General features: G+C 70.7%; 22 protein-coding genes. 13 read left to right on the top strand and 9 right to left on the bottom strand.

The window, feature by feature from the left end; translation table 11 throughout:
• Nucleotides 1–136 precede the first annotated feature (136 nt).
• Entirely contained in the window at nt 137–877 is a 741-nt protein-coding gene (locus tag ACZ4UV_RS06215; protein WP_451017625.1) for an SDR family oxidoreductase, read from the top strand.
• On the opposite strand, the gene ACZ4UV_RS06210 is transcribed toward ACZ4UV_RS06215, so the two are convergent.
• The gene (locus ACZ4UV_RS06210; protein WP_451017645.1) at nt 871–1,194 is read right to left on the bottom strand and encodes a GatB/YqeY domain-containing protein; all 324 of its coding nucleotides are present in this window, start codon (nt 1,192–1,194) and stop codon (nt 871–873) included. The two genes, ACZ4UV_RS06215 and ACZ4UV_RS06210, sit on opposite strands and share 7 nt — an antisense overlap.
• A 77-nt stretch (nt 1,195–1,271) precedes the next feature.
• Nucleotides 1,272–1,676 (bottom strand): ATP-binding protein, encoded by a 405-nt coding sequence (locus ACZ4UV_RS06205; protein ID WP_467835999.1) that lies wholly within the window; start codon nt 1,674–1,676, stop codon nt 1,272–1,274.
• 202 nt (nt 1,677–1,878) lie between these two features.
• Here ACZ4UV_RS06205 and ACZ4UV_RS06200 point away from each other — a divergent pair, with 202 nt between their 5' ends.
• Nucleotides 1,879–2,715 (top strand): helix-turn-helix domain-containing protein, encoded by an 837-nt coding sequence (locus ACZ4UV_RS06200; protein ID WP_467835997.1) that lies wholly within the window; start codon nt 1,879–1,881, stop codon nt 2,713–2,715.
• Between the two features lie 8 nt (nt 2,716–2,723).
• Entirely contained in the window at nt 2,724–2,915 is a 192-nt protein-coding gene (locus ACZ4UV_RS06195; RefSeq protein WP_467835995.1) for a DUF397 domain-containing protein, read from the top strand.
• On the opposite strand, the gene ACZ4UV_RS06190 is transcribed toward ACZ4UV_RS06195, so the two are convergent.
• Together ACZ4UV_RS06190 and ACZ4UV_RS06185 are read right to left on the bottom strand one after the other, a co-directional pair.
• A complete protein-coding gene (locus tag ACZ4UV_RS06190) occupies nt 2,887–3,474 on the bottom strand; it encodes a DUF4328 domain-containing protein (protein ID WP_467835993.1) in 588 nt (195 codons plus the stop codon). The genes ACZ4UV_RS06195 and ACZ4UV_RS06190 overlap by 29 nt on opposite strands.
• 57 nt (nt 3,475–3,531) lie before the next feature.
• Complete coding sequence (locus ACZ4UV_RS06185) at nt 3,532–4,206, bottom strand: ribonuclease FAU-1 family protein (protein ID WP_451021666.1); 675 nt, start codon at nt 4,204–4,206, stop codon at nt 3,532–3,534.
• A gap of 114 nt (nt 4,207–4,320) precedes the next feature.
• On the opposite strand from ACZ4UV_RS06185, the gene recD2 reads away from it, so the two are divergent.
• Nucleotides 4,321–6,609, top strand: coding sequence for an SF1B family DNA helicase RecD2 (gene recD2, locus ACZ4UV_RS06180; protein WP_451021667.1), 2,289 nt, complete (start codon nt 4,321–4,323; stop codon nt 6,607–6,609).
• Between the two features lie 178 nt (nt 6,610–6,787).
• A complete protein-coding gene (locus tag ACZ4UV_RS06175; RefSeq protein WP_467835990.1) occupies nt 6,788–8,077 on the top strand; it encodes a citrate synthase in 1,290 nt (429 codons plus the stop codon).
• 555 nt (nt 8,078–8,632) lie between these two features.
• Here the strand turns inward: ACZ4UV_RS06175 and ACZ4UV_RS06170 are convergent.
• From ACZ4UV_RS06170 to ACZ4UV_RS06155, 4 genes are all read right to left on the bottom strand, one after another.
• A complete protein-coding gene (locus ACZ4UV_RS06170) occupies nt 8,633–10,903 on the bottom strand; it encodes a heavy metal translocating P-type ATPase (RefSeq protein WP_467835988.1) in 2,271 nt (756 codons plus the stop codon).
• 128 nt (nt 10,904–11,031) lie between these two features.
• Nucleotides 11,032–11,271, bottom strand: a complete 240-nt coding sequence (locus tag ACZ4UV_RS06165) for a heavy-metal-associated domain-containing protein (RefSeq protein ID WP_451021669.1) — start codon at nt 11,269–11,271, stop codon at nt 11,032–11,034.
• 73 nt (nt 11,272–11,344) lie between these two features.
• Complete coding sequence (locus ACZ4UV_RS06160; protein ID WP_451021670.1) at nt 11,345–12,295, bottom strand: PrsW family intramembrane metalloprotease; 951 nt, start codon at nt 12,293–12,295, stop codon at nt 11,345–11,347.
• A 206-nt stretch (nt 12,296–12,501) separates the two neighbouring features.
• On the bottom strand, nt 12,502–13,164 hold the full coding sequence (locus tag ACZ4UV_RS06155) for a TetR/AcrR family transcriptional regulator (RefSeq protein ID WP_451021672.1): 663 nt from the start codon (nt 13,162–13,164) through the stop codon (nt 12,502–12,504).
• Between the two features lie 198 nt (nt 13,165–13,362).
• Here ACZ4UV_RS06155 and ACZ4UV_RS06150 point away from each other — a divergent pair, with 198 nt between their 5' ends.
• A complete protein-coding gene (locus ACZ4UV_RS06150) occupies nt 13,363–15,657 on the top strand; it encodes an MMPL family transporter (protein WP_467835985.1) in 2,295 nt (764 codons plus the stop codon).
• A gap of 32 nt (nt 15,658–15,689) precedes the next feature.
• A complete protein-coding gene (locus ACZ4UV_RS06145; RefSeq protein ID WP_467835984.1) occupies nt 15,690–16,733 on the top strand; it encodes a zinc-dependent alcohol dehydrogenase family protein in 1,044 nt (347 codons plus the stop codon).
• A gap of 47 nt (nt 16,734–16,780) precedes the next feature.
• Here the strand turns inward: ACZ4UV_RS06145 and ACZ4UV_RS06140 are convergent, their stop codons facing one another.
• Nucleotides 16,781–16,981, bottom strand: coding sequence for a helix-turn-helix transcriptional regulator (locus tag ACZ4UV_RS06140; RefSeq protein WP_234535720.1), 201 nt, complete (start codon nt 16,979–16,981; stop codon nt 16,781–16,783).
• 477 nt (nt 16,982–17,458) lie between these two features.
• On the opposite strand from ACZ4UV_RS06140, the gene iolC reads away from it, so the two are divergent.
• The 6 genes from iolC (at nt 17,459) to ACZ4UV_RS06110 (ending at nt 25,289) form a co-directional block, all read left to right on the top strand.
• Complete coding sequence (iolC, locus tag ACZ4UV_RS06135; RefSeq protein WP_451021050.1) at nt 17,459–18,409, top strand: 5-dehydro-2-deoxygluconokinase; 951 nt, start codon at nt 17,459–17,461, stop codon at nt 18,407–18,409.
• A 59-nt stretch (nt 18,410–18,468) separates the two neighbouring features.
• Complete coding sequence (locus ACZ4UV_RS06130; protein WP_451021055.1) at nt 18,469–19,350, top strand: Cgl0159 family (beta/alpha)8-fold protein; 882 nt, start codon at nt 18,469–18,471, stop codon at nt 19,348–19,350.
• 10 nt (nt 19,351–19,360) lie between these two features.
• Complete coding sequence (gene iolB / locus ACZ4UV_RS06125; protein WP_451021051.1) at nt 19,361–20,176, top strand: 5-deoxy-glucuronate isomerase; 816 nt, start codon at nt 19,361–19,363, stop codon at nt 20,174–20,176.
• Nucleotides 20,173–22,044 (top strand): 3D-(3,5/4)-trihydroxycyclohexane-1,2-dione acylhydrolase (decyclizing), encoded by a 1,872-nt coding sequence (gene iolD, locus ACZ4UV_RS06120; protein ID WP_451021052.1) that lies wholly within the window; start codon nt 20,173–20,175, stop codon nt 22,042–22,044. The genes iolB and iolD overlap by 4 nt, the downstream gene beginning before the upstream one ends.
• A 14-nt stretch (nt 22,045–22,058) precedes the next feature.
• Nucleotides 22,059–23,561 (top strand): CoA-acylating methylmalonate-semialdehyde dehydrogenase, encoded by a 1,503-nt coding sequence (gene mmsA, locus ACZ4UV_RS06115; RefSeq protein WP_390039822.1) that lies wholly within the window; start codon nt 22,059–22,061, stop codon nt 23,559–23,561.
• 330 nt (nt 23,562–23,891) lie between these two features.
• On the top strand, nt 23,892–25,289 hold the full coding sequence (locus tag ACZ4UV_RS06110; RefSeq protein ID WP_451021053.1) for an APC family permease: 1,398 nt from the start codon (nt 23,892–23,894) through the stop codon (nt 25,287–25,289).
• The last annotated feature ends 198 nt before the right edge of the window (nt 25,290–25,487 follow it).

Here is a 25,487-nt window from a genome sequence, read left to right as displayed (position 1 = left end):
GGCGGCTCTTATCCCCCCGGGGGGGGGGGGGGCGCCCCCCCGGGGGGGGGGGGGGGGGGGGGTGGGGGGGGGGCCCCCCCCCCCCCGCCAACACCCGCCCTGGCCGGCCGCCTCCGGCCTGCCCAGACTCGGCCGCATGACAACGACAGACACAGCCAAGATCGTGGCGGTCACCGGAGCGAGCAGCGGGATCGGCGAGGCGACCGCCCGCCGGCTCGCCGCCGACGGTCACCGCCTGCTTCTCGGAGCGCGGCGCACCGACCGTCTCGAAACACTGGTCAAGGAGATCACCGCCGCGGGCGGCACCGCGGCCTTCCAGCGACTGGACGTCACGGACGCCGCCGACGTCCGGGCCTTCGTCTCCGCCGCCCGCGAGCGCTACGGCCGCGTGGACGTGGTCGTCAACAACGCCGGTGTCATGCCCCTCTCGCCGCTGGCGGCGCTGAAGACCGACGAGTGGGACCGGATGATCGACGTCAACCTGCGAGGCGTCCTGCACGGCATCGCCGCCGCCCTGCCCGTGATGCGTGCCCAGGGCAGTGGCCACTTCGTGAACATCGCCTCCGTCGGCGCCTACGAGGTTTCTCCGACCGCCGCCGTCTACTGCGCCACCAAGTTCGCGGTCCGCGCGATCTCCGAAGGCCTACGACAGGAGTCCGCCGGTGACATCCGGGTCACCCTCGTCTCCCCGGGTGTGACCGAGTCCGAACTCGCCGACACGATCTCCGATCCCGCCGCCCGCGAGGCCATGAAGGCGTACCGCGCCGTGGCTCTCCCGGCCTCGGCCATCGCGGACGCCATCGCCTACGCCGTCAACCAGCCCTCGCAGGTCGACGTCAACGAAATCGTCGTCCGTCCCTCCGCGAGCGCTCAGTAGTCCCGTTCGCTCCCGTCGACGAAGCGCAGCAGCACGGCGGCCTCCGCGCGGAGCCTCTCGGCCCGGTCGGCGTGCGCGGGCGAGGGCAACTGCGCTGCGGCCGCCAGCCGTTCGGCGGCCTCGGCACGCACGACACCCACCACATCGTGCTCGCTCAGCTCCCGCCGCACCGCTTCGGTGGCACCGGCCCCGACCGGCGACGCCTCCAGGGCCAGGCCACGCAGCTTCGTCTCGTCCACGGGCACCGCCTCGGCGTTGTCCAGAGCGGCGAGTGTCGCGCGCAGAGCGCTCACCGCGACCTTGTCACGGGCCCGCATCGCTTCGGGCAGCGCTTGACGCATACGGAGACGTACAGACATGCCGGTGACCCTATGGGAGCCGGGCCCTCGTACGCCTATGCGGCGGCCAGCTCGCACCACACGTACTTCCCCCGATTACCGAACCTCGACAGCGGCTGCCAGCCCCACAGATCCGAACAGGCCCGCACCAGCGCCAGCCCCCGCCCCTCCTCCACCTCCCCGAGCCGCTCCAACGGCACCGGCGGCTCGGGCGGTTCGGGGTCCGCGTCCCACGCGCCGATCCGGAGGGTGCCGGGCGGCGACCAGCGGACACGCAGGGCGGCGGGGCCTTTCGTGTGCCGTACGGCGTTGGAGACCAACTCGGTCGCGAGGAGTTCGGCGACGTCGAGGAAGTGGCCGAGTTCGTGCGCCGTGAGGACGAGTCTGATGGTGTGCCGGCTGACGGTGACCGCGCGTAGGTCGTTGGGGATGGTGAGCGTGTACTCCCAGGCTTCGGGCATGCGTCATCAACTCCGGTGGTGGTGGGGGAGCGTCACGCAGGGTGGCGTTGCCGCGGCCGCCGTGGCAGGACGGGGCGGTGCACTTCCGCTGCGTGAGCAGTGCGTCACTGACAGTAGACCTAGATTTTTAAGTTTCGCATGCCGGTCGCGTAATCTGACCCTCGAACGAGTCGCGTTCAGGGGCGGGTTGGAGGTGCGTGCGATGGCATTGAGGCAGCAGCCGACGGCACGTCAGATGCGTCTGGCGGTCGAGCTGCGCAGGCTTCGTGACGCGGCAGGCCTTACGGCCCGTGAGGCGGCGGCGCTTCTTGGGGTGAGCTCCGCGCAGATCAGCCAGATCGAGTCGGGCCTCACGGGCGTGAGCGAGAAACGGCTCCGTCGGCTAGCGGCCCACTACATGTGCACGGACGAGGAGTTCGTCGATGCCTTGGTGGGGATGGCCACTGACCGGACCAGGGGCTGGTGGGAGGAGTACCGTGAGCGGCTGCCCAACTCGTTCCTCGATCTCTCCGAGTTGGATCACCACAGCTCCTTCCGGCACGAGGTGGCCATCCTGTACGTGCCTGGCCTGATGCAGACGGAGGAGTACGCGCGCAGTGTCTTCTCGGCCAGGATTCCCGAACTCACCTCTGAAGAACGGGAGCTGAGGGTCCGCCACCGCATCCGGCGACAGCAGCTCACCATCCCGTACAGGCTGGTGGTGCACGAGTCGGCTCTGCGTATCAGGGTCGGTGACCGTGCGGGTGCCCGAGTGCAGTTGACGAAGCTCGTTGAACTCTCGGAAACCGATCACATCACCGTGCGGGTCATCCCCTTCGACCTGGATGGGTTCGCCACAGCCTCAAGCAGCATGACCTACGTGGGCGGTCCGGTGCCGAAGCTGGACACAGTGGTGCGTGATGCGCCCCATGGCTCACTCTTCATCGATTCCGAGGCTCAGCTCAGCGTCTATCGAACGCGCTTCCGTAGGGTTGAGGCTGTATCACTTGCCCCCGAACGGTCGCGGGACTTCATCCACAAGCTGACGAAAGAGCTGTGAGGCACCCCATGGATACCTGGCGGAAGTCGTCGTACTCAGGCGAAGGTGACGGCAACGACTGCGTGGAGATAGCCACCACCTCCACCCACACAGCCGTCCGCGACTCCAAAGCCCCCACCAGAGCCACCCTCACCTTCCCGGCGGGAGCCTTCGCTGCCTTCGTCGGGGGGATCAAGGCTGCGGGCTCGCCCGGACGGTAGACGCCGCGCCCTGCAGCGCGGTGACCCGCTCGATGACCAGCCCCGCCAGCACGGCCGCCGCGAGCATGAGCGCCTCCGTCACCACGAGGCAGGCCATCGAGCCGGGGGCCACCCGGCTTGCCACCACGAGCACCAGCGCGTGCGCGACCCATGCGGCCCACCACAGGTTCACCAGCGTCGTCTCCCGCTTCTCCCAGGACGCGGAGCCGGCGCGCCCGATGTCGAGCACCAAGCGGCGCGGGACGAACAGGTTGACCACCGGTATGAACCAAGCGCCGATCGTCCAGCCCGGACTGGGGATCGCGGCCTGCGGGGACAGCTCCTGGGCGTTGCGCCGGGACCGGGCGAGCCACACGAGGAACAGCACGGTCGCGAGGATCATCAGATACACGAAGACCATGGAGATGAAGCCGGACCTGTTCAGGGACGCGTCCGTGGGGTGCAGGTAGTGGTCCCGGAGGGCCACCGCGCGGAAAACGTCCGCCACGGCCGCCACAGCTGTCAGCGCCTGCGCGGCGCGGGCGAGAAACCGAGGTGTTGTGCGGGCAGCGCTCGTCATCGTCTTCGGCCTGTCTCGGAGGGGTGCGCCGCCGTGACGGGCGCTGGGGCGGAGTGATCATAAGGCCCGGTCGAGGCCGAACGTCAGGACGTCGGCAGGCAGGGACGCTGCCGGCTGGTCGGGATCGGGGCGCCAGGTCTGCCAGTTCGCCTCCCTGGCGAACGGCCCACGACGCTCCTCGATCATGGCCACCGCCTGCCCGCGGGCCTGCTCGACCGCCCGGTGATCCGCCTCGCTCACCACGCCGAGCCGGCGGCCGTGGGCGTACTCGTCCTCGTCCTTCCAGTCCCACCGGGACAGATCAGGTGCCACCACCAGATCCAGGAGGAGGTCGAAGGTGTCGAAGCCGAGGGCTGTGCGGCGCATCGGCCGCTGGAAGTTGACGTACCAGTTCGTCAGCCGATGGCCGTCCGAGACGTCGTAGAACGCGTTCACGCTGAACCAGGTGTCCGGCGGGACCCATTGCAGATGTGCCGTGTCGCGCCACGACCAGCGGCCGAGCTGCCAGCCGCCGTCGGCCAGGTCGGGCAGGGCCCTGGTCCTGGCCGCTTCGTCCCCGGTCAGCAGCCACTCGATCCAGGTGGTCGGGGCCAGCACGGCCGCGCCGGGCCGGCAGCCCACGACAAGTGCCCCGGCGCCGTCCTCGACGACCTGGAGCGCGTGGACGCTCCACACCTTCCGGCGGAACACGTCACGCCGGACGGCGGTCTCGCCCGGTCGGAACCCTCGCATGGCGCACCTCCAGGCATCATGACGCCTGGCGCCGCCGCCGGGGTTGCGTCTTCTCGGCGCCCTGAAATCCACACCCCTCCCCTGGCTGTCAGTCCGCACCAGTACCGTCGGATCATGGCTCAGCAGACGGGGACCCCCACCGGCGAACGGCGGCTCGCCACCGTCGAAGGCGTGCTCGAACGGATCACGTACGCGAACGAGGAGAACGGGTACACGGTCGCCCGCGTCGACACCGGCAGAGGCGCCGGTGATCTCCTCACGGTCGTCGGCGCGCTGCTCGGTGCCCAGGTGGGGGAGTCGCTGCGGATGGAGGGCCGCTGGGGCTCGCATCCCCAGTACGGCAAGCAGTTCACCGTCGAGAACTACACGACCGTGCTGCCGGCCACGGTGCAGGGGATACGGCGCTATCTGGGGTCGGGGCTCGTCAAGGGGATCGGGCCGGTGTTCGCCGACCGGATCACCCAGCACTTCGGGGTGGACACCCTCCGGATCATCGAGGAGGAGCCGAAGCGGCTCGTCGAGGTGCCGGGACTGGGGCCGAAGCGGACGAAGAAGATCGCCGACGCCTGGGAGGAGCAGAAGGCGATCAAGGAGGTCATGCTCTTCCTCCAGACCGTCGAGGTGTCGACGTCGATCGCCGTGCGGATCTACAAGAAGTACGGGGACGCGTCGATCTCCGTCGTGAAGAACCAGCCGTACCGGCTCGCGGCCGACGTGTGGGGCATCGGGTTCCTGACCGCCGACAAGATCGCCCAGTCGGTGGGGATTCCGCACGACAGTCCGGAGCGGGTCAAGGCCGGGCTGCAGTACGCGCTGTCCCAGTCCGCCGACCAGGGGCACTGCTACCTGCCCGAGGAGCGGCTCATCGCGGACGCCGTGAAACTCCTCCAGGTCGACACCGGCCTCGTCATCGACTGTCTCGGCGAGTTGGCCGCGCCGCCCGAGGACGGGGAGGACCCGGGCGTCGTACGGGAGAAGCTCCCCGGCCCGGCCTCGGACGCCGAACCCGTCACCGCCGTCTACCTCGTCCCCTTCCACCGGGCCGAAGTCGCCCTCGCCTCCCAGCTCCTGCGCCTGCTCCGCACCGACGAGGACCGGATGCCGTCGTTCAAGGACGTCGCCTGGGACAAGGCGCTCGCCTGGCTGAAGGACCGTACCGGCGTCGAGCTCGCCCCCGAGCAGGAGGCCGCCGTCAGGCTGGCGTTGACGGAGAAGGTCGCGGTGCTCACGGGCGGCCCCGGCTGCGGCAAGTCGTTCACCGTGCGCTCGATCGTGGAGCTGGCGCGGGCGAAGAAGGCGAAGGTGGTGCTCGCCGCGCCCACCGGCCGGGCGGCCAAGCGGCTCGCCGAGCTGACCGGCGCCGAGGCGTCGACCGTGCACCGGCTGCTGGAGCTGAAGCCGGGCGGGGACGCGGCCTACGACCGGGACCGGCCGCTGGACGCCGACCTGGTGGTGGTGGACGAGGCGTCGATGCTCGATCTGCTCCTCGCCAACAAGCTGGTCAAGGCCGTGCCGCCGGGGGCGCATCTCCTCTTCGTGGGGGATGTGGACCAGTTGCCCAGCGTCGGGGCGGGGGAGGTGCTGCGGGACCTGCTCGCCGACGGCAGCCCGATCCCCGCCGTCCGGCTCACCCGGGTCTTCCGGCAGGCCCAGCAGTCCGGGGTGGTGACCAACGCGCACCGGATCAACGCGGGGCAGCACCCCGTCACCGACGGCATGAAGGACTTCTTCCTCTTCGTGGAGGACGAGACGGAGGAGGCGGGCAAGCTCGCCGTGGACGTCGCCGCCCGGCGCATTCCGGCCAAGTTCGGGCTCGACCCGCGGCGGGACGTACAGGTGCTCGCACCCATGCACCGCGGACCGGCCGGCGCCGGCGTGCTCAACGGCCTGCTGCAGCAGGTGATCACCCCGGCCCGCCCCGAGCTGCCCGAAAAGCGGTTCGGCGGACGGGTGTTCCGGGTCGGCGACAAGGTCACCCAGATCCGCAACAACTACGAGAAGGGCGAGAACGGCGTCTTCAACGGCACCGTGGGCGTGGTCACCTCGCTCGACCCGGTCGACCAGCGCCTCACGGTGCTGACCGACGAGGACGAGGAGGTGCCGTACGAATTCGACGAACTGGACGAACTGGCCCATGCCTATGCGGTGACCATTCACCGTTCACAGGGGAGTGAATATCCCGCGGTGGTGATCCCGGTCACCACGGGAGCGTGGATGATGCTGCAGCGCAACCTGCTCTACACGGCGGTCACCCGGGCCAGGAAGCTGGTCGTCCTCGTCGGTTCGCGCAAGGCGATCGGCCAGGCGGTACGCACGGTGTCGGCAGGTCGGCGCTGTACGGCACTGGACTTCCGGCTCGGGCGGAGCGATCTCCGGAAAAATGATCGATCAAATGAGTCGTGAAGGTCACAGAGCCCTTCCAGATGGGGAGACAAGGGGGCAGGATGAGCAGGTTGGCGGCACTGAGTGCCGCCAACGGGCCCAACGGTCGACCCCGAGTGCACTCTCCTGAGCCAAATGGGGGATGGTAGAGACAGTCAGGGCACCTCGAAGATGAGGCACTACGTCGGTGAGGGAAGACGTGAGCGACAACTCTGTAGTACTGCGGTACGGCGACGGCGAGTACACCTACCCGGTGGTCGACAGCACCGTCGGCGACAAGGGCTTCGACATCGGGAAGCTCCGCGCCCAGACCGGTCTCGTGACCCTGGACAGCGGCTACGGCAACACCGCTGCCTATAAATCCGCCATCACCTACCTCGACGGCGAGGCGGGCATCCTCCGCTACCGCGGCTACCCGATCGAGCAGCTGGCGGAGCGCTCCACCTTCCTGGAGGTGGCCTACCTGCTGATCAACGGTGAGCTGCCGACCGTGGACGAGCTCACCACGTTCAAGAACGAGATCACGCGGCACACGCTGCTGCACGAGGACGTCAAGAACTTCTACCGCGGCTTCCCGCGTGACGCCCACCCGATGGCCATGCTGTCGTCGGTGGTCTCGGCGCTGTCCACGTTCTACCAGGACAGCCACAACCCGTTCGACGCGAAGCAGCGCGACCTCTCCACCATCCGCCTGCTCGCCAAGCTTCCGACGATCGCCGCGTACGCGTACAAGAAGTCGGTCGGCCACCCGTTCGTCTACCCGCGCAACGACCTCTCCTACGTGGAGAACTTCCTGCGCATGACGTTCTCGGTGCCGGCGCAGGACTACGAGCTGGACCCGGTCGTGGTCTCGGCCCTGGACAAGCTGCTGATCCTGCACGCGGACCACGAGCAGAACTGTTCGACGTCGACGGTCCGTCTGGTCGGCTCGTCGCAGGCGAACATGTTCGCGTCGATCTCCGCCGGTATCTCCGCGCTGTGGGGCCCGCTGCACGGTGGCGCCAACCAGTCCGTGCTGCAGATGCTGGAGGGCATCCAGGCCAACGGCGGCGACGTCGACTCCTTCATCACCAAGGTGAAGAACAAGGAGGACGGCGTCCGCCTGATGGGCTTCGGCCACCGGGTGTACAAGTCCTTCGATCCGCGCGCCAAGATCATCAAGTCCGCGGCGCACGACGTCCTCTCGGCCCTCGGCAAGTCCGACGAGCTGCTGGACATCGCGCTGAAGCTGGAGGAGCACGCGCTCTCCGACGACTACTTCGTCTCGCGCAACCTCTACCCGAACGTGGACTTCTACACCGGCCTGATCTACCGCGCCATGGGCTTCCCGACCGAGATGTTCACGGTCCTGTTCGCCCTCGGCCGGCTGCCCGGCTGGATCGCCCAGTGGCAGGAAATGATCAAGGAGCCGGGCTCCCGCATCGGCCGCCCGCGCCAGATCTACACGGGCGTCGTCGAGCGCGACTTCGTGCCGGTCGAGGAGCGCTGAACGCGCTAGCGGGCATACGGGCGTAGCAGAAGGCGCCCTGGAGCGCCGGTCCCCCCACGGGCCGGCGACCAGGGCGCCTTCCCGTGTCCCGGTGCGGATTCCCCCCACGGGATCCGGCCGGGCGCTCGGTACGGCAGCGCCTGAATCGCTGCTTTGAGCACAACGAGCAGAACTCGCCGTACTGCATCCAGTGATGCGGTGCGATCTGCCGGGACCCGTACGGCACGGGAGGGCCGCTCAAAGCTTCCCGTCGTACGTGCCCCGGCAACGCATCTCTGAGGAAGTCCCCCAAGACATCCCCAGATGCCAGGTCAGCGCCCCCCAAGACGCATCTCTGACATCGCCAACTTAGACCTTCGAACCCCTTCGATGGTTACGTTCACATCACTGTGATCTGCGTCTCTTGCATCTGTCCGATAGATGCGCAAGAGCCCCGATATGTTGATCGGAGCTCAAGCGTAAGGATGATGCGCGAGCCTTGTGAAGAGCTTATGTGAGGTGCGCGTTGGACTCTAGGGGGACTCCGACATCCACCGTGTCGAACCGCCGGTAACTTCAGCGGAAGGTGCGCAGCCGCAGGCTGTTGGTCACCACGAACACCGACGAGAAGGCCATCGCGGCCCCCGCGATCATGGGGTTGAGGAGGCCGGCGGCGGCCAGTGGGAGCGCGGCCACGTTGTAGCCGAAGGCCCACACGAGGTTGCCCTTGATGGTGGCGAGGGTCCGCCGGGACAGCCGGATCGCGTCCGCCGCCACCCGCAGGTCCCCGCGCACCAGGGTCAGGTCTCCGGCCTCGATCGCCGCGTCCGTCCCGGTGCCCATCGCCAGCCCCAGATCGGCGGTGGCCAGCGCCGCCGCGTCGTTGACGCCGTCGCCGACCATGGCGACCGTCCGCCCCTCGCGCTGCAGCCGTCGTACGACGTCCACCTTGTCCTCGGGCAGCACCTCGGCGACGACCTCGGTGATCCCGACCGCCTGCGCGACCGATTCGGCCACCGCCCGGTTGTCCCCGGTCAGCAGCACCGGCGTCAGCCCGAGCGCGCGCAGCTCACGGACCGCCTCGGCGCTGGTCTCCTTGACCGCGTCGGCGACGGCGAGGACACCCCGCGCCCGCCCGTCCCAGCCGACCAGGACCGCCGTACGGCCCTCCTGCTCGGCCCGGGAGCGGGCCAGGGTCAACTCCTCCGGTACGGCGTCGAAGAGGCGCCCCACGGCCACCTCGCGGCCGTCCACGCGCCCACGTACGCCCCGCCCGGGGACGTTCTCGAAGTGCTCGACCGCGGGCAGCGTCCCCACCTGCTCGGCCGCCCCCGCGGCGATCGCCCTGGCGACCGGATGCTCGGAGGCGTGTTCGAGGGCGCCCGCGAGCCGCAGCACCTCGTCCGCGTCCTCCCCGCCGTCCTCGGCGACGTACACCGCCTGGAGGCTCATGCGCCCGGTGGTCACCGTCCCGGTCTTGTCGAGGACGACGGTGTCGACCCGGCGCGTGGACTCCAGGACCTCCGGGCCCTTGATGAGGATGCCGAGCTGCGCACCCCGCCCGGTGCCGACCATCAGCGCGGTCGGCGTGGCCAGGCCCAGGGCGCACGGGCAGGCGATGATCAGGACGGCGACGGCGGCCGTGAACGCGGCGGCCGTGTCCCCGGTGACGCCCAGCCAGACCCCGAAGGTGCCGAGCGCGATCAGGATGACGGCCGGGACGAAGACGGCGGAGATCCGGTCGGCGAGCCGCTGCACCTCGGCCTTGCCGTTCTGCGCGTCCTCCACCAGCCGCGCCATCCGCGCGAGCTGCGTGTCGGCGCCGACCCGGGTCGCCGCGACGACCAGCCGCCCGCCCGCGTTGACGGTCGCGCCCGTGACGGCGTCGCCGACGGTCACGTCCACCGGCACGGACTCGCCGGTCAGCATCGACGCGTCCACCGCGGACGCCCCCTCGACCACGGTCCCGTCGGTGGCGACCTTCTCCCCGGGCCGTACGACGAACCGGTCGCCGACCGCCAGCGACGCCACCGGGACCCGTACCTCACGCCCGTCCCGCAGCACCGCCACGTCCCTGGCGCCCAGCTCCATCAGCGCCCGCAGGGCCGCGCCCGCGCGCCGCTTGGAGCGTGCCTCCAGGTAGCGGCCGAGCAGGATCAGCGCGACGACCCCGGAGGCGACCTCCAGGTAGATCGTGGACGCGCTGTCCATCCGGGAGACGGTGAACCGGAACTCGTCGTGCATGCCCGGCATGCCCGCGTCGCCGAAGAACAGCGCCCACAGCGACCAGCCGAACGCGGCCAGTGTGCCCACCGAGACCAGGGTGTCCATGGTGGCGGCGCCGTGCCGGGCGTTGGTCCAGGCGGCGCGGTGGAACTGCAGGCCGCCCCAGACGACGACCGGGGCCGCGAGGGTCAGCGACAGCCACTGCCAGTTGTCGAACTGCAGCGCCGGGACCATCGCGAGCAGCACCACCGGGGCGGCGAGCAGGGCGCAGACCAGGAGGCGCCGGCGCAGGGCGGCTAGCTCGGGATCCCGCTCGGCCTCGGCCTCCTGCTCCTGTTCGGGCTCCGGGGGTGCGGGTTCCTCGGCGGTGTACCCCGTCTTCACGACCGTGGCGATCAGGTCGGCGACCTGAACCCCCTGGGGGTATGTGACCTTCGCCTTCTCGGTCGCGTAGTTCACGGTGGCGGTGACGCCGTCCATGCGGTTGAGCTTCTTCTCGACGCGGGCGGCGCAGGAGGCGCAGGTCATGCCGCCGATGAGCAGCTCGACCTCGGACTCGCCGGCCGGGCGCGGCGGGGCTATCGGTGTCTGTGCGGTGCTGGTGGTGGTGCTGGTCGTCATGTCCGGACTCCAGACAACGGACCGGACCGCGCGGAGCCAGTATCAGCTGGTCGGCACGGCCCGGCGGAGAGATACGTTTCCGTCGTACGTGCTGCTCGTACTGCTGGGGGTGCTTGCCGTTCGGGCTCTCAGACGCGGCCGACGAGCTCGAAGCCCGCCTCGTCGACGGCGGCGCGGACCGCCTCCTCGTCGAGCGGGGCCGCGGAGACGACCGTGACCTCGCCGCTGGCCGCGACGGCCGTCACCGAGCTGACGCCGGGCAGCCCGGAGATCTCGGTGGAGACGGAACCCTCACAGTGTCCGCAGCTCATGCCGGTCACCTTGTAGACGGCGGTCACGGAGCCCGGGGTGTCGGTCTGGGCGGTCATGTCGTTCTCCTCGTCGAGGCGTGTGGGGCCGATGGGGCCCACGAGAGAACCCCACTGTCGTCACACTATACCCCTAGGGGGTATTTCTCCAAGGGGTGTCGCGGCGTGCCAGGGAGAGCACCCAGGCGACGCCGAGCAGCGAGACGAGTACCAGCAGGCCGACGGAGAACACCGCGAAGAGGTGCTCCTGTGCCGCGCTGGGGCGTGGGATGTACCCCTCGGCGAACAGCTGCCGGGCCGGCCCGGGGTCCGCCAGGTGGGCCACCAGCCAGACCGCGATCCCGTGCGTGGAGTCCCACAGGGCGTGCAGCAGCGCGACCCCGAGGCAGGCGGAGACGACCGGGGCGGTGACGCGGAAGCGGCCGTTCGGGCGGCGGAAGGAGAGCAGGACGCCGCCGGCGACCGCCGTCCACAGGCCGTGCCCGAAGGGGGCCAGTACTCCGCGCAGGATCTCCGTCTCGATCAGGGCGCGCAGGTCGATGCCCTCGGTGGAGACGGCCGCGTTGAACGCGTACCCGGCGCTCTCCAGGGCCGCGAAGCCGAAGCCGACGGCGGCGCCGAGCACCAGCCCGGCCCGCATGCCCCGGATCCCGGGCAGCCGGCGCAGCGCGAACACCAGCGCGCCGAGCTTCACCGCCTCCTCGATCAGGCCGACGCAGACGAACATCCCCCACGAGGGGCGGACGAGGTAGGACTCCATCACCGAGGCGCCCAGCACCCCGAGCGTGCCGCCGGTGAGGAAACAGCCGAGGATCGCGCTGACCCCGAGGTCGCGGCCGTGCCGCTCGTACGCCCACAGCACGAACACGACCGGGACGAGAAAGCTGCCGAGCAGGATCAGGGTCGGCAGCAGGGTGGTGTTCCTCGTCGCGTACGTGACCACCGCGGTCAGCGCCCACAGGGCGAACCCTCCGCCGAGGCAGCGCTTCCACAGGCCGGCGCCGATACGGGGGTACGGCGGTGGCGGCTGCTGCGGACCGGGGATCCGGGCCTGCGGGCGGCCGGGCGGCGGAGAGTGGGTCACGGCGGGTCCCCCTTGTGCTCCTGCGGGTGCGGGTGGCGCTCGTCGGCTCGGGATCGGCGCGAGACCGGTGCGAGATCGGTGCGATTTACCCGCACTTTAGGCATATGTGCCGCGCGTCGCAGTCTGGGGGGTTCGAGGGGGTGGCGGTCCGGTGCTGTGCGGTGGTGGGAGCGTGCCGTGGGGTGCCCGACGGGGCGGTCGGCGGGTCAGCCGGCGGGGTGGCCGAGCCGGTCGCCGACCAGGGGTTCCAGGTAGCGGGTGAGGACGTCCTTGATCTCCTGGACGTAGGCCTGGCGCTCGGCGCCCTCGTGGCTGAGCACCAGCTCCAGCCCCGCCTTGTAGATGCCGAGGCTGACATGCGCCGTGCGCGTGATGTGGGCCTTGTCGGCGTCCGGCGGCAGGAGTGAGGCGAGCAGCCCCTCGATGCGGCCGAGCAGGTTGGTGTGCAGCACGTCGTGGGCCTCGGTGATCCCGCCGGGCACGTCGGGGCCGTGCATCAGCGCGAAGAACACGGGGTGATCGGTGTTGAAGGCGGTGAGTCGGTCCACGGTGGCGCCGACCGCGTCGGTCAGCGAGGTGCCGGGGTCGATCGGCGCGAGCGCCTCGCCGTAGGTGTCCCGCAGCTCGTGCATCAGCCGGTCGCCGAGCTCGATCGCGATCGCTTCCTTGTTCGGGAAGAACTGGTAGAGCGTGCCGGGGGAGACGCCGGCCTCGCGGGCGATGGCGTTGGTGCTGGCGGCCGTGTAGCCCGTGGTGCAGAAGACCGAGGCGGCGGCTTCGAGCAGCTGCTGGATGCGCCGCTCGCCGCGGGCCTGCCGCCGGCGCGGCTGCTCCTTGCCCGGGGTCGTGCCGCCGGGCTGCTCTGGCATGTCGGGCTTGTCGGGCACGCGTTATCCCCAGCTCTCCGAACGCGATTGACAAACACGAGCGGTCGCTCGCATTCTGTTGGAACGCGAGCGTCAGCTCGTGTTTGCCAGTCTAAAAGGCAATGGCCGACCCATGCTGCCCTGTGCACGCAGCGGATGCGTACCGGCAGGCAGTGGTCACGGTGAAGGGGACACCGCAGGATGACCGAAGTCAACAAGCCCTCGGAGGCCGGGAGCGGGGCCCGCCCGGGTGGCTGGACAAGGTTCGTGACCGCCCGACCCCGGCTCTCGCTGCTGCTCGCCCTGGTGATCACCGCGCTCGCCGTGCTGGCCGGCAGCGGGGTCGCCGACCGGCTGGGCAGCGGCGGCTGGGAGGACCCGGCCGCCGAGTCGACATACGCGACGAAGGCGCTGGAGCGCGAGTTCCCGGACTCCCAGCCCAACCTGCTCCTCCTGGTGGACGCACGGGGCGGCTCGGTGGACAGCCCGGCCGTGGCGGCCGAGGCGAAGGCCCTCGCCACCCGGCTGTCCGGCGAGAAGGACGTCATAGGCGTCGGCTCGTACTGGCAGACCAAGTCGCCGTCCCTGCGCGCAAAGGACGGCCACGAGGCCCTGATCGCGGCCCGCATCACCGGTGACGAGAAGGCGGCGGCCGACACCCTGGACCGCATCGCCCCGCACTACCGGGGTGCGCACGGACCGGTGACGGTCAAGGTCGGCGGGATGGTGGCGGTCCGCAGCGACATGCAGACGATCATCAAGGAGGACCTGGCCCGCGCCGAGCTGATCGCCCTGCCCGTCACCCTGGTCCTGCTGGTGATGGTCTTCGGCAGCGCGATCGCGGCCCTGCTCCCGCTGGGCATCGGCATCGTCGCCATCCTCGGCACGAACGCGGTCCTGCGCGGCATCACGTCCTTCACGGACGTCTCGGTCTTCGCGATGAACCTGACCACGGCCCTCGGCCTCGGCCTGGCCATCGACTACGCCCTCTTCATCGTCCGTCGCTTCCGCGAGGAACTGGCCACGGGCGCCGACCCGCTGACGGCGGTCGGCACGACACTGCGCACCGCGGGCCGCACCGTGCTGTTCTCGGCCCTGACGGTGGCCGTCTCCCTGGCGGCGATGCTCGTCTTCCCCCAGTACTTCCTCCGCTCGTTCGCCTACGCCGGCATGGCGGTGGTCCTGCTGGCCGCGGCTGCGGCCCTGATCCTGCTCCCGGCGGCGCTGATCCTGCTGGGCGACCGGGTCAACGCGCTGGACCTGCGCCGGCTCTTCCGCAGGGGCCGGGAAGCCCGGCCCTCGGGCGCCGAGGGCACGGCCTGGGCCCGTACCGCCACCCTGGTGATGCGCCGCGCCCCGCTCTTCGCCATCGCCACCACGGCCTTCCTGATCGTGCTCGGACTGCCGTTCCTGGGCGTGAAGTTCGGCACCGCCGACGACCGCCAGCTCCCGGCCGGCGCCGAGTCCCACGTCGTCCAGCAGCACATCCGGGACGGCTTCCCGGGCAACCCCGGCGGCGACCTCGAAGTCCTGGCCGAGGGCGGGGCGAGCCAGGCGCAGTACACGGCGTACAAGCAGCGGGTGGCGGCCCTGCCGGAGGTGGCCGGGGTGGCCGGCCCCCTGGTCAAGGGCGACGCGGCGTACTTCACGGTGCAGCCGAAGGGCGAGTCGGTGGACGACGGCGCCCAGCGCCTGGTACGCGAACTGCGCGCGCTGCACACCCCCTTCGACACGAAGGTGACGGGCACGGCGGCGGTCCTGGTCGACTCCAAGCACGCCATCGCAGAGCGCCTGCCCTGGGCGGCGGCGATCATAGCGATCGTCACCCTGCTGCTGGTCTTCCTCCTCACCGGCAGCGTCCTGATCCCCCTACAGGCGGTCCTGCTCAACGCGCTCAGCCTCACGGCGATGTTCGGCGCGGTGGTCTGGGTCTTCCAGGACGGCCACCTCTCGAACCTGCTGGGCTTCACCAGCCCCGGCTCGATCGAGACCACGCTCCCGGTCCTGATGTTCTGCGTGGCCTTCGGCCTCTCGATGGACTACGGAGTGTTTCTGCTCTCCCGCATCAAGGAGGAGTACGACAGGACCGGCGACCACGAGCGGGCGGTCCGCCTCGGCCTGCAGCGCACCGGAGGCCTGATCACCGCGGCGGCGATCATCCTGGCGGTGGTGATGGTGGCGATCGGCACCTCCCGGGTCACCAACACCAAGATGCTCGGCCTGGGCATCGCCCTGGCGGTCCTGATGGACGCGATGGTCGTCCGCAGCCTCCTGGTCCCGGCCATCATGCGCCTGACGGGCAAGGCAACCTGGTGGGCCCCGGCCCCCCTGCGCCGCTTCCACGACCGGTTCGGCCTGAGCGAGGGCGAGCAGCAGGCGCCGGAGGCGCCCCTAAGGGGCGCGGGGCTGAATTCGATATGCGGCTGCCGCCGCGTGGGCGCGACCAGTCACGACGAGCCGGAACTGGCGCTGCAACAGGACCCCCACGGCGCTTAGCCTGCGCGCAGCCCCCGAAAGGAGCACGCGCGATGCGAGCCGTCGTCTTCGATCACTACGCCACCCCCGCCGAGGTACGGGACGTCCCCGACCCCCACCCGGCCCCCCACGGAGTGGTCGTGCGCGTGGAGGCCACCGGCCTCTGCCGAAGCGACTGGCACGGCTGGAAGGGGCACGACCCGGACATCACCCTCCCGCACGTCCCCGGCCACGAACTGGCCGGGGTCGTCGAGGAGGTCGGCCCCGGGGTGACCGCCTGGCACCCCGGCGACCGGGTCACCGTCCCCTTCGTCTGCGCCTGTGGCACCTGCCCGTCCTGCGCGGCCGGCGACCAGCAGGTCTGCGAACGCCAGACCCAGCCCGGCTTCACGCACTGGGGCTCCTTCGCCCAGTACGTGGCGCTGGACCACGCCGACGTGAACCTGGTGGCGATCCCGGACGGCATGTCGTACGCCACCGCCGCCTCCCTGGGCTGCCGCTTCGCCACCGCCTTCCGTGCGGTGGTGCAGCAGGGCAGGGTCGCGGCGGGGGAGTGGGTGGCGGTGTACGGCTGCGGGGGCGTGGGCCTGTCGGCGGTGATGATCGCGGCGGCTTCGGGGGCGCGGGTGGCGGCGGTCGACGTGTCGCCCCAAGCCCTGGACCTGGCAAGGAAGTTCGGCGCGGTCCACGGCGTGAACGCGGCGGCCACCGCGGACCCCGCGGCGGCGGTCCGTGACCTGACCTCCGGCGGCGCCCACCTCTCCCTGGACGCCCTCGGCTCGCCCGCCACCTCGGCCGCCTCGGTCAACTCCCTGCGCCGTCGCGGCCGGCACGTCCAGGTGGGCCTGCTGCCGTCCCCGGACGGCAACACCCCCGTGCCGCTGGCCCGTGCGATCGCCCTGGAGTTGGAGCTGCTCGGCAGCCATGGCATGGCGGCCCACACCTACCCCGCCATGCTCGAACTGGTCCGCGCCGGCACTCTCCGCCCCGACCTCCTGGTCACTTCGACGATCACCCTGGACGCGGCCCCGGCAGCCCTGGCGGCGATGGACCGGGCACCGGCGGCGGGGGTGACGGTCATCGAGCCCTGGGCCTGACGCGGCCGCGCCCCGCCCTCTGGAGGCGGGGCATCCCGCGACCGGGCTCAGAAGTCTCTGCGCCCCCGGTTCCGCGGCCGGGAGGCGACCCAGGCTCGGACCGTGTCGGCGTACCAGTAGGGCTTGCCGCCCTCGACATGGTCGGGCGGGGGGAGCAGCCCGTGCTTGCGGTAGGAGCGGACGGTGTCCGGCTGCACCCGGATGTGCGCCGCGATCTCCTTGTAGGACCAGAGCCTTCGGTCGGTCATGAGGTGCACCTCCCTGCGCGCACCGCGGGGGCGACCGGAGGCGGTCGTCGGGGGAGCCGGGCGCTGCGCTGGCGATCACAAAGCCTGCGCCCGGTGAACGACGGAGAGTGACTGTGCGCAAGCGGCTGTGGGACGGGTGTGACCGAGAGCCCGCGTATGCGCGACATGTGTGACACAGCGGGGGAGTTTGTGACACAGCCGGGGCACAGAAGCGCGCGGGTTCATCGGCGGGGCGCGTTGACATCGGCGCGCCCCGTGAAGCGCCCCGCAGGGGCGCTGGGGGTGCCCCCGGCCGAAGGTTGGGGGAGGAACTGCGCGGCCGGCCACCCCCGACCCGCACCCGCACACCCATCACTCCGTCCACCCCCGTAGGCGCCGTCGCCCCCCTCTCTCTCGTCAGAATGTCCGGACAAACCATTGACACGACCTCCCCTCCCGGACTACAAACCACGGGAGAGCCATGACGAAGGGAAGCCGATGGCGTACGACCTGATCACCATGGGGCGGATCGGGGTGGATCTCTATCCGCTCCAGACCGGAGTCCCGCTCGCCCAGGTGTCGTCCTTCGGCAAGTTCCTCGGCGGGTCGGCGACGAACGTGGCCGTGGCGGCCGCCCGCCTCGGCCGCCGCACCGCCGTCATCACCCGCACCGGTGACGACGCCTTCGGCGCCTACCTGCACGAGGCCCTCCAGGGCTTCGGCGTGGACGACCGCTGGGTCACCCCGGTCCCCGGCCTGAACACCCCGGTCACGTTCTGCGAGATCTTCCCGCCGGACGACTTCCCGCTGTACTTCTACCGGCAGCCCAAGGCCCCGGACCTGGAGATCGACGCCCACGAGCTGGACCTCGACGCCGTCCGCGACGCCCACATCTTCTGGATCACCGGCACCGGCCTGAGCGAGGAGCCCAGCCGCACGGCGACCCTCGCGGCCCTCGCCCACCGGGCCAAGGCGGGCACGACCGTCTTCGACCTCGACTGGCGCCCGATGTTCTGGAAGGACCCGGACGCCGCCCGGCCGTTCTACGCCGAGGCGCTCCGGCACACCACCGTCGCCGTCGGCAACCTCGACGAGGTGGAGGTCGCGACCGGCGTGCGCGAGCCGCAGGCCGCCGCCCAGGCACTCCTCGACGCCGGAGTCGAGATCGCCGTGGTCAAGCAGGGCCCCAAGGGCGTCCTCGCCGTCAGCCGCGACGGCGACCGGGCCGAGGTCCCGCCCCTGCCCGTGAACGTGCTGAACGGCCTCGGCGCCGGCGACGCCTTCGGCGGCTCCCTCTGCCACGGCCTGCTCGAAGGCTGGGACCTGGAGAAGATCATGCGGCACGCCAACGCGGCCGGTGCCATCGTCGCCTCCCGCCTGGAGTGCTCCTCCGCGATGCCGACCCCCGAAGAGATCGACGCCGCGCTCACCGCCGGAGCGGTGCTGTGAGGGCCGGCCGTGTCGCGGGCGCGCACCACGACGGCGGAGCCGGCGCCCCCGCGAGCCAGGTGAAGGTGGACGTCTCCGCGCTCGTCCACACCCGCACCCACCACCCCGAGGCGATCGCCGAGGCGGCCACCCGCCGCGTCCGCCGTCCGCTCCTCAACGAGGACGGCAAGCTGATGATCGTCGCCGCCGACCACCCGGCCCGGGGCGCCCTCGGCGTGGGCGGCGACAAGCTCGCCATGGCCAACCGGGCCGAACTGCTGGAACGGCTCTGCCTGGCGCTGTCCCGCCCCGGCGTCGACGGCGTCCTCGCCACCGCCGACATCCTGGACGACCTGCTCCTGCTCGGTGCCCTCGACGGCAAGGTCGTCATGGGCTCGATGAACCGGGGCGGACTGCAGGGCGCCTCCTTCGAGCTCGACGACCGCTTCACCGGCCACCGCGCCGAGGACATACAGCGCCTCGGGTTCGACGCCGGCAAGCTGCTCCTGCGCATCGACTACGACGACCCGGGCTCCCTCACCACCCTGGAGTCCACGGCCCGCGCCATCGACGACATGGCCGCGCGCCGGCTGCCGGTCTTCGTCGAGCCGTTCATCAGCCGCCGCACCCCGGAGGGCAAGGTGAAGAACGACCTGTCCGCGGAGGCGGTCACCAAGTCCATCGCCATCGCCTCGGGTCTCGGCGGGAGTTCGGCCTACACCTGGCTGAAGGTCCCGGTCACCGACAACCCCGACGACATGGCCCAGGTCATGGAGACGTCCACGCTCCCCGCGGTGCTGCTGGGCGGCGAAGTCGGTGACGACCAGGACGGCGCGTACGAGAAGTGGCGCAGCGCCCTGCAACTCCCCACCGTGCGCGGCCTGGTGGTCGGCCGCTCGCTGCTGTACCCGGCGGACGGCGACGTGACCGCCGCCGTGGACACCGCTGTCGGACTCCTGTGAGGGCGAGAAGATGACGACCGGCGAGCTGCACCTCACCAAGGGGTCGACCGCGAACGCCCAGTACACGCTCGACATCGACCCCAAGCGGGCCGGTTGGGCGCACAGCAGCCTGAGGATCGTCGAACTGACCCCGGGGGGAACGCATTTGTTCACCACCGGGGACAGCGAGTGGATCGTGCTTCCGCTGCAGGGCGGTTGTACGGTGCGAACAGAGGGAAACGAGTTCCAGATCCTGGGCCGGGAGAGCGTGTTCAGCGGAGTCTCCGACTTCGCGTACGTGCCCCGGGACGCCCAGGTCCAGATCGCCTCCGGCGCGGGAGGCCGCTTCGCCCTGGCAGGAGCGAAGTGCGAGCGACGACTCCCCGCCCGCTACGGCCCCGCGCCGGAGGTCCCCGTCGAAGACCGCGGCAGCGGCACCAGCGCCCGCCGGGTGCGCAACTTCGCCTCCGCGTCCGCCTTCGACTGCGACAAGCTCATCGCCGTCGAGGTGATCACCCCCGGCGGCAACTGGTCCTCGTACCCGCCGCACAAGCACGACGAGCACCGGCCCGGCGAGGAGTCGGAGCTGGAGGAGATCTACTACTTCGAGATCGACGGACCGAACGGTTTCGGGTATCAGCGCGTATTCCCCTCCCGTGAGGGCGGTACGGACGTCCTCGCCGAGGTCCGCTCCGGCGACGCCGTGCTCGTTCCCGACGGATGGCACGGCCCGTCGATCGCGCAGCCCGGCCACGACATGTACTACCTGAACGTCATGGCGGGGCCCGGTGCGACGCGGGAGTGGCGGATCTGCTTCCACCCGGACCATACGGAGGGTTACCGATGACGATTCGGTTGACCGTCGCGCAAGCGCTTGTCCGCTTCCTCGCCGTCCAGTTCACCGAGCGGGACGGCGAGCGCCGCCGCCTGATCGGCGCCACCTGGGGCATCTTCGGCCACGGAAACGTGGCCGGCCTCGGCCAGGCGCTCCTCGAGCACCTGGACGAGATGCCGTACCACCAGGGCCGTAACGAGCAGGCCATGGTGCACGCGGCGGTCGGCTACGCGCGTCAATCGAACCGTCTCTCCACCCACGCCGTGACGACGTCCATCGGGCCGGGCGCCACCAACCTGGTCACCGGCGCCGCCCTCGCCACCGTCAACCACCTCCCGGTCCTGCTCCTCCCCGGCGACGTCTTCGCCACCCGCCCCGCCGACCCGGTCCTCCAGCAGCTCGAGGTCCCGCACGCGGCCGACGTGTCCGTCAACGACACCCTCCGCCCCGTCTCGAAGTTCTTCGACCGGATCAACCGCCCCGAACAGCTGATCCCCTCCGCCCTCGCCGCCCTGCGGGTCCTCACCGACCCCGTCGAGACCGGCGCCGTCACCCTCGCCCTCCCCCAGGACGTGCAGGCCGAGGCGTACGACTGGCCGGAGGAGTTCTTCGCCGAGCGGGTGTGGACCATACGGCGGCCGGGCGCCGACCCCGCCGAACTCGCCGCGGCCGTGACGGCGATCAGGAACGCGCGCAGGCCCCTGGTCATCGCGGGCGGCGGGGTCCACCACAGCCGCGCCGAGGCCGTCCTCACCGAGTTCGCCGAGGCCACCCGCATCCCGGTCGCCTCGACCCAGGCCGGCAAGGGTTCGCTCCGCTGGGACCACCCGCAGGACGTCGGCGGCGTCGGCCACACCGGCACCGCCACCGCCGACGAACTCGCCCGCACCGCCGACCTGGTGATCGGCGTCGGCACCCGCTACACCGACTTCACCACGGCCTCCGGCACCCTCTTCGAGAACCCGGACGTCCGCTTCCTCAACCTCAACATCGCCCCCTATGACGGCCACAAGCTGGCCGGCCTGCCCCTGGTCGCCGACGCCCGCAGCGGTCTCGCGCAACTGCGCCGGGCCCTGGACGGCCACCGGACCGCCGACTCGTACGTCACCGAGTACACCGAGGACAAGGAGCGCTGGGAGCAGCGCGTCGACGCCTGCTACGAGGCCGACGAGCCCGACATCCGGCCGACCCAGCCGCAGGTCCTCGGCGCCCTGGACGCGCTCGTCGACGAGACGGACGTCCTGATCAACGCGGCGGGCTCGCTCCCCGGCGACCTGCACCGGATGTGGCGGGCGCGGTCGCGGGACCAGTACCACGTGGAGTACGGCTACTCGTGCATGGGCTACGAGATACCGGCCGCCATCGGGGTGAAACTGGCGGCGCCGGAGCGGAACGTGTGGGCGCTGGTCGGCGACGGCACGTATCTGATGATGCCGACCGAGATCGTCACCGCCGTGCAGGAGGGCATAGCCGTCAAGGTGCTGCTGGTGCAGAACCACGGCTACGCCTCCATCGGCGGGCTCTCCGAGTCGGTGGGCGGCGAGCGGTTCGGCACCGCGTACCGCTTCACCTCGGACGACGGCACCTTCACGGGTGCCCCGCTCCCCGTCGACCTGGCCGCCAACGCGGCCAGCCTCGGCATGCGCGTCCTGCGCGCGAAGACTGTCCGGGACCTGCGCACGGCGCTCGCCGAGGCGCGGGCCGCCGACACTCCCACATGTGTCTACGTGGAGACCGAAACGGCCGACACTGTGTCGGGCCCGCCTCCCGCGCAGGCCTGGTGGGATGTACCTGTGGCCGAGACCGCGACCCGATCGTCCGCGGTCAAGGCACGTGAGCTCTACGAACGGCACGTCTCGACCCGACGCCGCCATCTGTGAAGGAGTAACCGGTCATGACGAAGATCGTCAACCACTGGATCGGCGGCAAGTCCGTCGACGGCACGTCGGGCAACTACGGGCCGGTCACCGACCCGGCCACCGGCGCTGTCACCACGAAGGTCGCGTTCGCGTCGGTCGACGAGGTCGACGCCGCGGTCGCCGCCGCCAAGGACGCCTTCGCGACCTGGGGCCAGTCCTCGCTGGCCAAGCGCACGGAGATCCTGTTCCGCTTCCGCGCCCTGCTGGACGCGAACCGGGACGCGATCGCCGAGCTGATCACGGCCGAGCACGGCAAGGTGCACAGCGACGCCCTCGGCGAGGTCGCCCGCGGTCTGGAGATCGTCGACCTGGCGTGCGGCATCAACGTGCAGCTGAAGGGCGAGCTGTCCACGCAGGTCGCCAGCCGCGTCGACGTCTCCTCGATCCGCCAGCCCCTCGGCGTCGTCGCGGGCATCACGCCGTTCAACTTCCCGGCGATGGTCCCGATGTGGATGTTCCCGATCGCCATCGCGACCGGCAACACCTTCGTCCTCAAGCCGTCCGAGAAGGACCCGTCCGCCTCGATCAAGCTCGCCGAGCTGCTGGCCGAGGCCGGGCTGCCCGACGGCGTCTTCAACGTCGTGCACGGCGACAAGGTGGCCGTGGACCGGCTCCTGGAGCACCCGGACGTCAAGGCGGTCTCCTTCGTCGGCTCGACCCCGATCGCCCGCTACATCCACACCACCGCCTCCGCCAACCACAAGCGCGTCCAGGCGCTGGGCGGCGCCAAGAACCACATGCTGGTCCTGCCGGACGCCGACCTGGACGCGGCCGCCGACGCCGCCGTCTCCGCGGCCTACGGCTCGGCGGGCGAGCGCTGCATGGCCATCTCCGCGGTCGTCGCGGTGGGCGCGATCGGCGACGAGCTGGTGGAGAAGATCCGCGAGCGCGCCGAGAAGATCAAGATCGGCCCCGGCAACGACCCCACCTCCGAGATGGGCCCGCTGATCACGGCCGTCCACCGCGACAAGGTGGCCTCGTACGTCTCCGGCGCCGCCGCCGAGGGTGCCGAGGTCGTCCTGGACGGCACGGGCTACACGGTCGAGGGCTTCGAGGACGGCCACTGGATCGGCATCTCGCTCCTCGACAAGGTGCCCACCACCGCCAAGGCCTACCAGGACGAGATCTTCGGCCCGGTCCTGTGCGTCCTGCGCGTGGAGACGTACGAGGAGGGTGTGGCGCTGATCAACGCCTCCCCCTTCGGCAACGGCACCGCGATCTTCACCCGGGACGGCGGCGCCGCCCGCCGCTTCCAGCTGGAGATCGAGGCCGGCATGGTCGGCGTGAACGTGCCGATCCCGGTCCCCGTGGGCTACCACTCCTTCGGTGGCTGGAAGGACTCGCTCTTCGGCGACCACCACATCTACGGCAACGACGGCACGCACTTCTACACCCGCGGCAAGGTCGTCACCACCCGCTGGCCCGACCCGGCGGACGCGCCCGCGGGCGTCGACCTGGGCTTCCCGCGCAACCACTGAGCGTGGCCGCCTGACCCCGTCGGGGCCGTCCGGATACCGGACGGCCCCGACTTTTTTTGTCGGCGGTGCTGCGGTTCTCGTTTTCACGGGATGAAACGGGTGACTTAAGTTCTTTACGTTCATGACCTTCGAAACCAAGGTCATGCGGATGGGAAGCTTGATGATTACCTCATCAGGCCGCTCAACCCTACGAAAGTGATGTGGCCACCGACGCTTTAAGGGTGCGGAATCCGAAGGCAAATAGCCATTGACGCAATGGTTTTCGTCGGGGTTCCATGCAGCGCAGCCCAACCGCCGGAGGCATCCGCCAGAGTCGATCGGAACCGCCGCATGACCGACACGCTCCGCCCTGTCGAGAACGCCCTCACAGAGGCGTCCGACAGTCCCAAGACGCTCAAGCGCTCCATCGGAGTAGTCGGCGGCACCCTCCTCACCCTCTCCTGCGTCACCCCGGCCTCCACGCTCTTCGTGGTCGTCCCCGACCTGTTCGGCTCCCTCGGGACCGCCACCGCCCTCACGATCGCCATCGGCTCCCTCCTCTGTATCGCCGTGGCCTTCTGCTACTCCGAGCTGGGCACCCTCATCCCCAGCGCGGGCGGCGAGTACGCGATGGTCTCGACGCTGGCGGGCCGCCTCGCCGGCTGGCTGGTCTTCGTCCTCTCCCTCCTCGTCGTGATGATCGTGCCCCCGGTGATCGCGATGGGCACGGCCGACTACCTCGCCCCGATCGTCCACCTGGACCCGGCCATGACCGGCGCCGGCGTGATGCTCCTCGCGACCCTCGCCGGCCTTCTGGACCTGCGCGCGAACGCCTGGATCACCGGCATCTTCCTGGTCCTGGAGGTCATCGCCGCGGGCGTGGTGGCGGTGCTGGGCTTCTCCCACAGCCACCGGGGCGTGGACAGCCTCACCTCGATGCAGGTCGCGGACACGGGCGGCCACACCACGACCGTCACCGCGATGCTCGTCGTCTCCGGCCTGGCCATCGCCCTCTTCGTCACCCAGGGCTTCTCGACCGCGGTCTACCTCTCCGAGGAACTGGAGGACCCGCGCCGCAACGTCGCCCGCACGGTCCTCGCCACCCTCGCGATCTCCACGGTGGTCATCCTCGTCCCGGTCGCCGCGATCACCATGGGCGCGACCGACCTCAAGGCCCTCACCGGCGGCGACATCAGCTCCATGGTCACGGCCTGGTCCAACTCCGCGGTCGGCACCTTCGTCAGTCTCTGCGTGGCCCTCGCGATCATCAACGCGGGCATCGTCATGGTCATCCAGAACTCCCGCGTCCTGTTCGCCTCGGCCCGCGACAAGGCCTGGCCGGGCCCGGTCAACAGCGCCCTCTCCCGCCTCGGCCGCTTCGGCTCCCCCTGGGTCGCCACCCTCGCCGTCGGCGTCCCCGGCGCCCTCCTCTGCTTCGTCAACCTCGACACCCTGTACGGCGTGACGGGCGTCTCGGTGACCGGCATGTACCTCCTCGTCGCCATCGCCGCCCTCCTCTCCCGCCGCGGCCACCACAAGCACACCCCGGCCTGGCGCATGCCGCTCTGGCCCGCGATGCCGATCCTCCTCATCGCCGTCCTCGGCTACATCCTCACCCAGCAGGAAACGACCTACCTCCTCTGGACCGGCGGCATCACCGCCGCCGCCACCCTCTACTGGGCCCTGTACCTCCGCCCCCGCAAGGAAACCCACTGGGTGGTCTCCATCCCGGAGGACGCCCTGACCTGACGGTCGGCGCCCCGCGGGGAACTGCGCGACCGGCCCCCACCGGCCCGCGGGGAATCACCGGCCGGTCCGGTACCGCCGTAGTCCGCCGTCGTGGCTGGTCGCCGTTGCGGCGGGACTGGGCGGGGCGGTCGGATCGGGGGGGAGCGGTGATGGTGGGTGGAGTGGCGCCCGGTTGTGAGCGCCGGGGCGGGTGGCCGA

The sequence above is a fragment of the Streptomyces sp. NPDC028289 genome (assembly GCF_055565975.1).
Note: the sequence above shows the minus strand (reverse complement) of the source record. Positions and strands in the feature narration are given on the sequence as shown.